Origin of the sequence: Pseudomonas sp. H9 (genome assembly GCF_004353925.1) — a bacterium.
Classification (GTDB): domain Bacteria; phylum Pseudomonadota; class Gammaproteobacteria; order Pseudomonadales; family Pseudomonadaceae; genus Aquipseudomonas.
This window is the reverse complement of sequence record NZ_SMOK01000026.1, coordinates 61,582-72,922: the sequence shown is the minus strand read 5'-3', so window position 1 is coordinate 72,922 and position 11,341 is coordinate 61,582. Positions and strand designations below refer to the sequence as shown.

Annotated in this window: 14 protein-coding genes; 11 read left to right on the top strand and 3 right to left on the bottom strand. The window is 60.9% G+C overall.

The features are described 5' to 3' along the window. The 4 genes from ileS to ispH form a co-directional block, all read left to right on the top strand. The coding region (gene ileS / locus E1573_RS20165) for an isoleucine--tRNA ligase (RefSeq protein ID WP_133216324.1) at positions 1 to 2,526 on the top strand (2,526 nt) is incomplete at its 5' end. Then, complete coding sequence (gene lspA / locus E1573_RS20160) at positions 2,519 to 3,034, top strand: signal peptidase II (RefSeq protein WP_133216323.1); 516 nt, start codon at positions 2,519 to 2,521, stop codon at positions 3,032 to 3,034. The genes ileS and lspA, both read left to right, overlap by 8 nt. After that, entirely contained in the window at positions 3,027 to 3,464 is a 438-nt protein-coding gene (gene fkpB, locus E1573_RS20155) for an FKBP-type peptidyl-prolyl cis-trans isomerase (RefSeq protein WP_133216322.1), read from the top strand. Before lspA ends, fkpB begins: the two co-directional genes overlap by 8 nt. A 14-nt stretch (positions 3,465 to 3,478) precedes the next feature. Beyond that, positions 3,479 to 4,426 (top strand): 4-hydroxy-3-methylbut-2-enyl diphosphate reductase, encoded by a 948-nt coding sequence (gene ispH / locus E1573_RS20150; protein WP_133216321.1) that lies wholly within the window; start codon positions 3,479 to 3,481, stop codon positions 4,424 to 4,426. Here the strand turns inward: ispH and E1573_RS20145 are convergent. Next, a complete protein-coding gene (locus E1573_RS20145) occupies positions 4,415 to 4,897 on the bottom strand; it encodes a GspH/FimT family protein (RefSeq protein WP_256659589.1) in 483 nt (160 codons plus the stop codon). The two genes, ispH and E1573_RS20145, sit on opposite strands and share 12 nt — an antisense overlap. A gap of 141 nt (positions 4,898 to 5,038) precedes the next feature. Here E1573_RS20145 and E1573_RS20140 point away from each other — a divergent pair, with 141 nt between their 5' ends. Genes E1573_RS20140 through thiO form a run of 5 tightly spaced genes read left to right on the top strand, consistent with a single transcriptional unit; the run spans position 5,039 to position 7,985 of the window. Next, complete coding sequence (locus E1573_RS20140; protein WP_133216320.1) at positions 5,039 to 5,239, top strand: prepilin-type N-terminal cleavage/methylation domain-containing protein; 201 nt, start codon at positions 5,039 to 5,041, stop codon at positions 5,237 to 5,239. An 8-nt stretch (positions 5,240 to 5,247) separates the two neighbouring features. Next, positions 5,248 to 5,907 carry a PilW family protein gene (locus E1573_RS20135; RefSeq protein ID WP_133216319.1) on the top strand — a complete coding sequence of 220 codons (660 nt, stop codon included), beginning with the start codon at positions 5,248 to 5,250 and terminating at the stop codon, positions 5,905 to 5,907. Then, complete coding sequence (locus E1573_RS20130; RefSeq protein ID WP_133216318.1) at positions 5,904 to 6,425, top strand: hypothetical protein; 522 nt, start codon at positions 5,904 to 5,906, stop codon at positions 6,423 to 6,425. The genes E1573_RS20135 and E1573_RS20130 overlap by 4 nt, the downstream gene beginning before the upstream one ends. 11 nt (positions 6,426 to 6,436) lie before the next feature. After that, entirely contained in the window at positions 6,437 to 6,844 is a 408-nt protein-coding gene (locus E1573_RS20125) for a type IV pilin protein (protein ID WP_133216317.1), read from the top strand. 37 nt (positions 6,845 to 6,881) lie between these two features. Beyond that, entirely contained in the window at positions 6,882 to 7,985 is a 1,104-nt protein-coding gene (gene thiO, locus E1573_RS20120; RefSeq protein ID WP_133216316.1) for a glycine oxidase ThiO, read from the top strand. 90 nt (positions 7,986 to 8,075) lie between these two features. Here thiO and E1573_RS20115 read toward each other — a convergent pair whose 3' ends face one another. Together E1573_RS20115 and E1573_RS20110 are read right to left on the bottom strand one after the other, a co-directional pair. After that, a complete protein-coding gene (locus tag E1573_RS20115) occupies positions 8,076 to 8,306 on the bottom strand; it encodes a PP0621 family protein (RefSeq protein ID WP_133216315.1) in 231 nt (76 codons plus the stop codon). Between the two features lie 93 nt (positions 8,307 to 8,399). Continuing rightward, positions 8,400 to 9,416 (bottom strand): outer membrane protein assembly factor BamD, encoded by a 1,017-nt coding sequence (locus tag E1573_RS20110; protein ID WP_133216314.1) that lies wholly within the window; start codon positions 9,414 to 9,416, stop codon positions 8,400 to 8,402. Between the two features lie 150 nt (positions 9,417 to 9,566). Between E1573_RS20110 and rluD the strand changes: the two genes are divergently transcribed. After that, on the top strand, positions 9,567 to 10,529 hold the full coding sequence (gene rluD / locus E1573_RS20105; RefSeq protein WP_133216313.1) for a 23S rRNA pseudouridine(1911/1915/1917) synthase RluD: 963 nt from the start codon (positions 9,567 to 9,569) through the stop codon (positions 10,527 to 10,529). Continuing rightward, positions 10,526 to 11,266: a peptidoglycan editing factor PgeF gene (pgeF, locus tag E1573_RS20100; protein WP_133216312.1), complete on the top strand. Its 741-nt coding sequence runs from the start codon at positions 10,526 to 10,528 to the stop codon at positions 11,264 to 11,266. Before rluD ends, pgeF begins: the two co-directional genes overlap by 4 nt. Positions 11,267 to 11,341: the final 75 nt, after the last annotated feature.

Below are 11,341 nucleotides of genomic sequence, written 5' to 3'. Positions count from 1 at the left end.
GAGCACAAGGTTGAAGTCACCCACGGCAAACACCTGACTCCCGACCAGACCCGCGAGCTGTGCCGCGCCTACGCTGCCGAGCAGATCGAAGGCCAGAAAACCGAGTTCATCCGTCTGGGGGTGCTGGGCGACTGGGACAACCCGTACAAAACCATGAACTTTGCCAACGAGGCCGGTGAAATCCGCGCCCTGGCCGAGATGGTCAAGCACGGCTTCGTATTCAAAGGCCTCAAACCGGTCAACTGGTGTTTCGATTGCGGTTCGGCCCTGGCCGAAGCTGAGGTCGAGTACGCCGACAAGAAATCCCAGACCATCGACGTTGTGTTCCCGATCGTCGACCAAGACAAGCTGGCAACCGCCTTCGGCCTGCCTGCGCTGGCCAAGCCAGCTGCCATCGTGATCTGGACCACCACGCCTTGGACCATCCCGGCCAACCAGGCTTTGAACGTTCACCCAGAGTTCAAGTACGCGCTGGTTGACGTTGGCGACAAACTGCTGGTGCTGGCTGAAGAGCTGGTTGAGTCCTGCCTGAAGCGCTACGCGCTGGAAGGTTCGGTAGTGGCCACCGCAGCGGGTTCGGCCCTGGAGCTGATCAACTTCCGTCATCCGTTCTACGATCGCCTGTCGCCGGTTTACCTGGCTGACTACGTAGAGCTGGGCGCCGGTACCGGTGTGGTTCACTCCGCTCCTGCCTACGGTGAAGACGACTTCGTCACCTGCAAGCGCTACGGCATGGTCAATGACGACATCCTGACCCCGGTACAAAGCAACGGCGTGTATGTGCCTTCGCTGGAGTTCTTTGGCGGCCAGTTCATCTGGAAAGCCAACCCGGCGATCGTCGACAAGCTTTCGGAAGTCGGCGCGCTGATGCACAGCGAAACCATCAGCCACAGCTACATGCACTGCTGGCGTCACAAAACCCCGCTGATCTACCGCGCCACCGCGCAGTGGTTCGTGGGCATGGACAAGCAGCCAGACAATGGCGACACCCTGCGCAAACGTGCAGTCAAAGCCATTGAAGAAACCAAATTCGTTCCGGCCTGGGGTCAGGCGCGTCTGCATTCGATGATCGCCAACCGCCCAGACTGGTGCATCTCGCGTCAGCGCAACTGGGGTGTGCCGATTCCATTCTTCCTCAACAAACAGACCGGCGAACTGCACCCACGCACCGTCGAGCTGATGGAAGAAGTGGCCAAGCGCGTTGAGAAAGACGGCATCGAAGCCTGGTTCAAGCTGGACGCAGCCGAGCTGATCGGCGAAGAAGCCGCTCAGTACGACAAGATCGCCGACACTCTCGACGTCTGGTTCGACTCCGGTACCACGCACTGGCACGTACTGCGTGGCTCGCACAACATCGGCCACGAAACCGGCCCGCGCGCCGACCTGTACCTGGAAGGTTCCGACCAGCACCGCGGCTGGTTCCATTCCTCACTGCTGACCGGCTGTGCCATCGACAACCATGCGCCGTACCGCGAGCTGCTGACGCACGGTTTCACCGTCGACGAAAACGGCCGCAAGATGTCCAAGTCGCTGGGCAACACCATCGAACCGCAGAAAGTTAACGACACCCTGGGCGCCGACATTCTGCGTCTGTGGGTTTCGGCCACTGACTACTCCGGTGAAATGGCAGTGTCCGAGCAGATCCTGCAGCGCAGCGCCGACGCCTACCGTCGTATCCGCAACACTGCACGCTTCCTGCTCTCCAACCTATCCGGTTTCGACCCAGCCCGCGATCTGCTGGCGGCCGAAGACATGCTGGCGCTGGACCGCTGGGCGGTCGACCGCACCCTGCTGCTGCAGCGTGAACTGGAAGAGCACTACAGCGAATACCGCTTCTGGAACGTCTACTCGAAGATCCACAACTTCTGCGTGCAGGAGCTGGGTGGCTTCTACCTGGACATCATCAAGGACCGTCAGTACACCACTGGCGCCAACAGTGTTGCCCGTCGTTCTTGCCAGACCGCGCTGTACCACATCAGCGAAGCGCTGGTGCGCTGGATCGCGCCGATCCTGGCGTTCACCGCCGACGAGCTGTGGCAGTACCTGCCGGGCGAGCGCAATGAGTCTGTCATGCTCAACACCTGGTATCAGGGGCTGACCGAGCTGCCGGAAGGTTTCGAGCTGGGTCGCGCCTACTGGGATCGCGTCATGGCGGCCAAAACAGCGGTGAACAAAGAACTGGAGAACCAGCGTTCGGCCAAGGCCATCGGTGGCAACCTGCAGGCTGAAGTCACGCTGTTCGCCGACGAAGGCCTGAGCGCAGACCTGACCAAGCTGGGCGACGAGCTGCGCTTCGTGCTGATCACTTCTGCTGCCAGCGTTGCACCGTTCGTTCAGGCGCCGGCCGATGCTGTTGAAACCGAAGTTCCGGGCCTGAAGCTCAAAGTAGTCAAGTCCGGTCATGCCAAGTGCGGCCGTTGCTGGCACTTCCGTGCCGACGTCGGGGCAAACCCGGAGCATCCGGAAATCTGCGCCCGTTGCGCCGACAACATCAGCGGTAACGGCGAGGTACGCCACTATGCCTAATCCTGCCGCTGGGCGCTTCGGGCGCCTTGGCTGGCTCTGGCTGAGCTTGCTGGTTCTGGTCCTTGACCAGGCCAGCAAGTTTTACTTCGAGAGCACGCTGAGCCTTTATCAGCAGATTGTGATCATCCCCGACTATTTCAGTTGGACCCTGGCTTACAACACCGGCGCGGCCTTCAGCTTCCTGGCCGACAGCTCCGGTTGGCAGCGCTGGTTGTTCGCCCTGATCGCGGTCGTGGTCAGTGCGGTACTGGTGGTCTGGCTCAAGCGCCTTGGGCGCAATGAAACCTGGCTGGCGGTAGCCCTGGCACTGGTGCTGGGCGGCGCGCTGGGCAACCTGTATGACCGTATCGTGCTCGGGCACGTGATCGACTTCATCCTGGTGCACTGGCAGAACCGTTATTACTTCCCGGCCTTCAACGTGGCCGACAGCGCAATCACCGTAGGTGCGGTGATGCTGGCGCTGGATATGTTCAAGAGTAAGAAGTCCGGAGAACCTGTCCATGACTGAGACCCGAATCGGCCAGAACACCGAAGTGAAACTGCACTTCGCGCTGCACCTGGAAAACGGCGATACCGTCGATAGCACCTTCGACAAAGCGCCAGCGGTGTTCAAAGTGGGCGACGGCAACCTGTTGCCTGGCTTTGAAGCGGCAATCTTCGGCTTCAAAGCCGGTGACAAGCGCACCGTTACCGTCGAGCCGGAAAACGCCTTCGGTCAGCCCAACCCGCAGAACGTGCAGGTCATGCCACGCTCGCAGTTCAACGACATGGATCTGTCCGAAGGTCTGCTGGTGATCTTCAACGACGCAGCCAATGCCGAGCTGCCGGGTGTGGTCAAGGCTTTCGACGACGCCCAGGTCACTATCGATTTCAATCATCCACTGGCCGGCAAGACCCTGAGCTTCGAAGTAGAAATCCTCGAAGTCACAGCGCTTTGAGCCTGGAGCCGAGCATGCAAATCAAACTCGCCAACCCCCGCGGCTTCTGCGCGGGCGTGGACCGGGCGATCGAGATCGTCAACCGCGCCCTGGAAGTTTTCGGCCCGCCGATCTATGTGCGTCATGAAGTGGTGCACAACAAGTTCGTGGTCGAAGACTTGCGCAACCGCGGTGCTATTTTTGTCGAAGAACTGGATCAGGTGCCGGATAACGTCATCGTCATCTTCAGTGCCCACGGTGTGTCCCAGGCTGTGCGCCAGGAAGCGGCCGGTCGCGGCCTGAAAGTATTCGATGCCACCTGCCCGCTGGTAACCAAGGTGCATATCGAGGTGGCGCGCTACAGCCGCGACGGCCGTGAATGCATCCTGATCGGCCACGAAGGCCACCCGGAAGTCGAAGGCACCATGGGTCAGTACGACGCCAGCAATGGCGGCGCGATCTATCTGGTCGAAGACGAAGACGATGTTGCCACGCTGCAGGTCAATGACCCGGACAAACTGGCCTTCGTGACCCAGACGACCTTGTCGATGGATGACACCAGTCGCGTAATCGATGCCCTGCGTGCGCGCTTCCCGAATATCGGTGGGCCGCGCAAAGATGACATCTGCTACGCCACTCAGAACCGTCAGGATGCGGTCAAGCAATTGGCCGACGAATGCGACGTAGTTCTGGTAGTCGGCAGCCCGAACAGCTCCAACTCCAACCGCCTGCGCGAACTGGCTGAGCGCATGTCTACGCCTGCCTACCTGATTGACGGTGCCGAAGACCTGCAAAAGAGCTGGTTCGACGGTGTCGAGCGTATTGGTATCACCGCTGGTGCTTCGGCGCCGGAAGTGCTGGTACGTGGAGTGATTGAGCAACTCAGGGCTTGGGGCGCTACCGGTGCTGAGGAGCTCGACGGCCGGGAAGAGAACATCACCTTCTCGATGCCCAAGGAACTGCGCGTTCGCTCAGTGAGCTGACCCGGCAGCCGCGCACAGCGGCTGCTCGAACAGCGCATCACGCAAGCTGATTCTTCCGCTGCGTGAAAGCACCACCTGGTAATGACTCAGTGCTTCGGGACGTTGGCACACATGCAACGTCCCGGCCTGAAACCCGCCTGCTTCCAGTACAGCTACTCCGAGCCCACTGAAGGTCACCTGCCGTGACACCGGCCGGTTTCCAACGATCACGGTTCGCCCGTTAGTGCGCCATTCCAGCAGCAACTGTGGCCCGTCGTCGTCTTCCAGCAGCATCCTCCAGCCATTGCTCCAATCCGATTCCAGTGCCTCCAGGCGTACTGTGCTATTGCGTAGTAGTGCTTCGCTGCGTGCGCTACGCAGGGCCTGCGCCAGGTCATTGGCAGCAGCCTGCCGCAGTAGTCCGTCGCTCATGTGGTTGTAGGCCGGGATACTCAGCTGCGTGAGCAGCCCGAGCAGAGCTGCTGCGAACAAGAGTTGTATCAGTGTTACGCCCTGTTGCCTCACCGTGCATTCCTCCCTGGAAGTGCTTCGCTATAGATTCGAAGCTCGCTCCGCTGGCGTCCAGTCGGCTGGGTTGGCAAAGGGGTGTGGAAAAGTCGCGGGAGGTTGGCCATGGATGGCTGGCAACAACAAGGCATGACGTTGATTGAAGTGTTGGTGGCGATGGCCGTGCTAGGGCTGGGTCTGTTTGCTGCCGCAGGGTTGCAGGTGCAGGCATTACAGGCGACGGAAAGCGCACTCAACGCCACACAATCCGCTTACCTGGAGCACGGCAGATTTGAGCTGATGCATGCTGGTGGGGCTGGGCAGTGAGCAGGCAGATGGGCTTCAGCATGCTGGAGGTGCTATTGGCCCTGAGCCTGGGGTTGTTACTGGTTTTTGGCTCCAGCCGCCTATTTATTGCAGCGAGCCAGTCATGGCAGGCGCAAGCGGCGTCGGCGCGAATGCAGGAAGACGCGCGGCAGGCCTTGCAGCGCCTGGCTCAGAGCATTCGTATGGCGGGCGTGTTTGGCTGCCTGCATGACGATGCCATTGTTTTTCATGATCCTGCAGCGCGCGAGGCCTTTGCGCAGCCATTGCAGATTGTGCGAGGTGCGGATGGGCGCCTGCAGCGCTTGAGCCTGACCAGTGCCGGGGTTGCCCACACCACTGGCCAACCCGACTGGACCTTGGTGACCGACTGTCGGACGCAGGCCAGCGTCCATGCTGGCGGGATGAAGCCTGCAACGGGGCAGTTTGCTGTGCCATTGCGTCATCAGCATTATCGGTTGGTAGCCAACCAGTTGTTGCTACGCAGCGGTGCGGCCAACGGCGTGCTGGTCGATGGTGTAGGTGATCTGCAGGTCGAACTGGTCAGAGACAACACCTTGGCAGTTGTCGCTGTACGCCTGGAATTGACCATGGATGACCCGCTGCAACGAGTCAGGTCGCAGACTTATCAAATGAGCATCGCACTGGGTAACCCGGTGTCCGGATCATGACGCCGCATACCCAAGCCTCGCAGCAAGGCGTTGTGCTGCTGTTGAGCCTGACGCTGGTGCTGTTGCTTGGGCTGCTGGGGCTTTCGGCCATGGGCAGTGCGACCCAGCAAGAGCGCATGGCACGCAACCTGACGAGTACGCTGCAGGCGTTCAAGCAGGCGCAACTGTTGCTGCAGCACGCAGAGGCGAGGGCGCTTGGATTGGGGGGGCCGCTTTGCGGTTTCTGCCTGCCGCCGCCAGAGGCCGCCTTCATTAGGCAAAGCGGTGTCTATGCAGGCAAAGGGCTTAGTTCCGGTCTGGCTTGGCAGGCTGCTGACGGCGGCTTTTATCTCATCCAGTCCTTGGGGCAGAGCAGTCAGGCCAGAACCCTGCCGGTCGGGCAGGCGGCAAATCTCTATCGCATCACGGTGGTGGCACGAAGCGGCACGGCCCGCAGTGTCCTGGAAACTGTGGTTGCGCAACCTGTCGGGTCGCAACCCCCACCGGCGCAGCGCATTCTCTGGCGGCAGTTGTATTAAGGAGTGAGTCAATGAAGCGGCAGAAAGGATTGAGCCTGATCGAACTGTTGATTGTCATCGCCGTGGTCGGCATTCTGGCGAGCATTGTTTACCCCAGTTACCGCGACCAGCTCAGAAAAGCGGCGCGCACCGAAATTGTCGGTTTGCTGTTAACCAGTGCTCAGCAGCTGGAACGCCATTACACACGTGCGGGGCAGTACAGCGATACGGACGCCATGGTGCTGTCGCTGGCAAGCGGCACTGCCCACTACCGCTTGCAAGCGGTGCGCGAAGAGATGTCATTCACTCTGTTGGCACGACGCCTTCCCGGTGGCCTGATGCAGGCCGACTCCTGCGGTGACTATGCGCTCGATCAGGCGGGTGTACGCGGCAATCCTGACAATTTCGGAAATAGCAGCGATGGCTGCTGGGGTGGCTGAAGCCTTTCGCGATTTACTTTAGAAGTTGGATCGATAGATGACCAAGCAAGTAGTGATAGTTGGCGGCGGAGTGATCGGCCTGCTGACGGCGTTCAACCTGGCGGCTGACGTCGAGCAGGTAGTGCTGTGTGATCGCGGTGAGCTGGGGCAGGAATCATCCTGGGCTGGTGGTGGCATTGTGTCTCCGCTCTATCCGTGGCGTTACAGCCCCGCCGTGACGGCGCTGGCGCATTGGTCGCAAGACTTTTATCCACAGCTGGGTGAGCGTCTTTTTGCCAGCACCGGCGTGGACCCTGAGGTGCATACCACCGGTCTCTACTGGCTGGACCTGGAAAACGAAGCTGAGGCCTTGGCCTGGGCCAAACGGGAAGGGCGCCCGCTAAGCGCTGTGAATATCTCTGCGGCTTATGACGCCGTGCCGGTGATGGGCCCTGGTTTCCATCGGGCCATCTACATGGCGGGCGTGGCCAATGTGCGTAACCCACGGCTGGTCAAATCACTCAAGGCAGCCTTGCTGGCCATGCCGAATGTCAGCATCCGCGAGCGCTGCGAAATTACCGGCTTTAGCCGCCAGGGCGAGCGTATTACCGGAGTCGAAACCACCGAAGGGCTGATCGAAGGGGATCGCGTGGTGCTCACGGCCGGCGCCTGGAGCGGCGACCTGTTACGTCCGCTGGGCCTGGAGCTGCCGGTCGAGCCGGTGAAAGGGCAGATGATTCTGTACAAATGTGCTGAAGATTTTCTGCCCAGCATGGTGTTGGCCAAAGGGCGCTATGCCATTCCGCGACGTGATGGCCATATTCTGGTGGGCAGTACCCTGGAGCATGCCGGTTACGACAAAACCCCGACCGCAGAAGCGCTGGAGAGCCTCAAGGCTTCGGCCATCGAACTGCTCCCGGCATTGGCGCAAGCCACACCGGTGGCTCATTGGGCAGGTTTGCGTCCCGGCTCGCCCGAAGGCATCCCGTACATCGGCGAAGTGCCTGGTTGGCAGGGTTTGTGGCTGAACTGCGGGCACTACCGCAACGGCCTGGTGCTGGCGCCGGCATCTTGTCAGTTGTTTGCCGACTTGTTGCTGGGACGTGAGCCGATCATCGACCCGCAGCCGTACGCCCCAGCAGGCCGACTGGAGAAGGCCTAGATATCCCTGTAGGAGCGGGCTTGCCCCGCGATCGCGGTACGTCAGGTACATCGCATCGCGGGGCAAGCCCGCTCCCAGCGTGTGAATCGCTTAGCGTTTGTTGCCAGGCCCTTGTTCCAGGTGCGCCTGGCTGCAATACCACTGGCTACCCCGATGCAGGGCGCGGTCATTGGGCAGGTGTACGCCACAATGGGCGCAGCGCACCATCTTCAACGGGTCTTCAAGGCTGTTGTTGGGGGTAGCGGCATTGCTGGCCTTGAACTTGCGCCACAGCCAGAAAGCGGCAGCAATCAGGGCGATCCAGAAAAGTAGGCGAACCATGGTGTCCAGCTTTGTCAGTGAAGAGCTTCAATTCTAGGGCTCGGGCATAAAAAAAGGGAGGCCTTGGCCTCCCTTTATCTGTTGCATGATCGATCAGTCGAACACACCAAAGGTCATGTAGCTGAACCAGGAGCGGTCTTCATTGTTGCCTTCCGCTTCGTGTTCCTCTTCTTCAACGGCATCGCCGTCTTTCGGCAGCAGTTCGGCCGGAATCGCTTCCTTGGCGTCTTCGTACTGCTTGATCACGTCCTGGTTGGCGCGGGTTTCGCCCGGCGGCAGCGGGGTTTCGGTTTCGATCAGGCCCAGCGTGGCCTTGGACAGCCACGAACGGTTGTCGGCTTCATCCTGCTTGGGCTGGAACTGGCCGTCGACCAGGCTCGGGTGATCCGGGTAGTTAAGTTTCAGGGTTTCCAGGCTGGTAGCCGCCAGTTCGTCCAGGTGCAGACGCATGTAGGCTTCAGTCATCACCGCCAGGCCGTCGCCGACCGATGGCGTTTCCTGGAAGTTCTCGACCACATAACGGCCACGGTTGGCTGCGGCAACATAAGCCTGACGGGTCAAGTAGTAGTCGGCCACGTGGATTTCGTAGGAGGCCAGCAGGTTGCGCAGGTAGATCATGCGCTGCTTGGCATCTGGCGAGTAACGGCTATTGGGGAAGCGGCTGGTCAGCTGGGCGAACTCGTTGTACGAATCGCGGGCAGCGCCAGGGTCACGCTTGGTCATGTCCAGCGGCAGGAAGCGCGCCAGCAGGCCGCGGTCCTGGTCGAACGAGGTCAGGCCCTTGAGGTAGTAGGCGTAGTCGACGTTCGGGTGCTGAGGGTGCAGGCGAATGAAACGCTCGGCGGCCGACTTGGCGGCTTCAGGCTCGGCGTTTTTGTAGTTCGCGTAAATCAGCTCAAGCTGTGCCTGGTCGGCATAGCGACCAAACGGATAGCGCGATTCCAGAGCCTTGAGTTTGCTGGTGGCGCTGGTATAGCTGTGGTTGTCCAGATCGGCCTGCGCCTGCTGGTACAGCTCGGCTTCGCTCAGGTTTTCGTCGACGACTTCCTTCGAAGAACAAGCAGCGGTGAGTCCGAGGATGGCGATCAGCAGCAGGTGTTTCACTTGCATGGCGGCTTGCGTCCCTATGACGGCCGCTGTCTTGGGCGTGGCCGTCCTGTTATGATGAGCACCCCGATGCAACTCCCGGGGCAAAAGACGTCGTATTTAACCACAAGCGTGCAGCCGAAACCAAAGGCTGTGCCGCCCGCTGATTCGAGCATGTCCGAGATCATTCAACTTAGCGCAGAGGTGCCGTCCGAATTGGGCGGGCAACGCCTCGACCAAGTCGCCGCCCAATTGTTCGCTGAGCACTCGCGCTCGCGCCTTTCCACCTGGATCAAGGAGGGGCGCCTGACGGTCGATGGCGCCGTCCTGCGTCCGCGCGATATCGTCCATGGCGGTTCGCTGCTGGCCCTTGAGGCCGAGCAGGAAGCCCAGGGCGAGTGGGTGGCCCAGGATATCGAGCTGGATATCGTCTATGAAGATGACCACATCCTGGTGATCAACAAGCCTGCCGGGCTGGTGGTTCACCCGGCTGCCGGCCACGCCGACGGCACCTTGCTCAATGCACTGCTGCACCATGTGCCAGACATCATCAACGTACCGCGTGCCGGCATCGTTCATCGTCTGGACAAAGACACCACCGGTCTGATGGTGGTGGCCAAGACCATTCAGGCGCAAACCCAGCTGGTTGCCCAGTTGCAGAGCCGCAGCGTCAGCCGCATCTATGAGTGCATCGTGATCGGTGTGGTCACTGCCGGTGGCAAGATCAACGCGCCGATTGGTCGTCACGGCGGGCAACGCCAGCGCATGGCGGTAACTGAAGGCGGCAAGCCGGCCGTCAGCCACTACCGCGTGCTGGAGCGCTTCCGTTCCCACACCCACGTACGGGTCAAGCTGGAAACCGGGCGTACTCACCAGATTCGTGTGCACATGGCCCATGTGAACTTCCCGTTGGTCGGCGATCCTGTCTACGGCGGTCGCTTCCGCATTCCGCCAGCAGCCAGCCCAACCATGGTCGAAGCGCTCAAGACCTTCCCGCGTCAGGCCCTGCATGCGCGCTTCCTGGAACTGGATCACCCGGTGACTGGCGAGCGCATGGGCTGGGAGTCGTCGCTGCCGGATGATTTCGTCTGGCTGCTGTCGCTGCTCAAGCAAGACCGTGAGGCCTTCGTCGGATGAGCGAGCTGACGCATGCACTGCTGATTCCGGACTGGCCTGCGCCAGCCGCGGTGCGTGCGTGCGTCACAACGCGTGTGGGCGGCGTCAGCCTGCCACCGTATGAAAGCTTCAACCTCGGCGACCATGTGGGCGATACGCCCGAGGCGGTCGCTGAAAACCGCCGACGCTTGACCGCCGAATTCGGCATCCAGCCTGCCTGGCTCAAGCAGGTTCATGGTGTGGTGGTAGCCGATGCCAACCCGGCAGTCATTGCTGAGGCTGATGCTAGCTGGACCACCACCCCTGGCATCGCTTGCACGGCGATGACCGCCGATTGCCTGCCGCTGCTGTTTTGCGACCGTGCCGGCACCCGCGTTGCGGCGGCCCATGCTGGCTGGCGTGGTTTGGCCAACGGCGTGATCGAGGCCACCTTGGACCGGCTGGCGCTGCCACCTGAAGAGGTGCTGGTGTGGCTTGGTCCGGCCATTGGCCCGCAAGCCTTTGAGGTCGGCCTGGAAGTGCGCGATGCCTTCACGACCGTTCATCCGGAAACTGCGCAAGCCTTCGTGCCCGGTGCCCGTGCCGATAAATTGATGGCCGACATCTATCAGCTGGCGCGTCTGCGCCTCGCTGCACGTGGTGTAAACGCGGTATATGGCGGTGGTTTTTGCACCGTCAGCGACCCACGCTTCTATTCTTATCGGCGCACTCCGCAAGGCGGGCGCTTCGCTTCATTGATCTGGCTGGCGCCGCGCTGACCTGAATCAACCCCGCTAAGCTTGAATCCTCCAGAATTACCCTCATCTAATGGGGTATCTCTGGCAGGTTTATCT

Coding starts and splice junctions, on each gene's coding strand:
- rluD (WP_133216313.1), top strand. CDS start 9,567: ATGTCCGAGATCATTCAACTTAGCGCAGAGGTGCCGTCCGAATTGGGC.
- E1573_RS20110 (WP_133216314.1), bottom strand. CDS start 9,416: ATGCAAGTGAAACACCTGCTGCTGATCGCCATCCTCGGACTCACCGCT.
- thiO (WP_133216316.1), top strand. CDS start 6,882: ATGACCAAGCAAGTAGTGATAGTTGGCGGCGGAGTGATCGGCCTGCTG.
- E1573_RS20130 (WP_133216318.1), top strand. CDS start 5,904: ATGACGCCGCATACCCAAGCCTCGCAGCAAGGCGTTGTGCTGCTGTTG.
- E1573_RS20125 (WP_133216317.1), top strand. CDS start 6,437: ATGAAGCGGCAGAAAGGATTGAGCCTGATCGAACTGTTGATTGTCATC.
- E1573_RS20115 (WP_133216315.1), bottom strand. CDS start 8,306: ATGGTTCGCCTACTTTTCTGGATCGCCCTGATTGCTGCCGCTTTCTGG.
- fkpB (WP_133216322.1), top strand. CDS start 3,027: ATGACTGAGACCCGAATCGGCCAGAACACCGAAGTGAAACTGCACTTC.
- E1573_RS20140 (WP_133216320.1), top strand. CDS start 5,039: ATGGATGGCTGGCAACAACAAGGCATGACGTTGATTGAAGTGTTGGTG.
- pgeF (WP_133216312.1), top strand. CDS start 10,526: ATGAGCGAGCTGACGCATGCACTGCTGATTCCGGACTGGCCTGCGCCA.
- E1573_RS20135 (WP_133216319.1), top strand. CDS start 5,248: ATGGGCTTCAGCATGCTGGAGGTGCTATTGGCCCTGAGCCTGGGGTTG.
- lspA (WP_133216323.1), top strand. CDS start 2,519: ATGCCTAATCCTGCCGCTGGGCGCTTCGGGCGCCTTGGCTGGCTCTGG.
- ispH (WP_133216321.1), top strand. CDS start 3,479: ATGCAAATCAAACTCGCCAACCCCCGCGGCTTCTGCGCGGGCGTGGAC.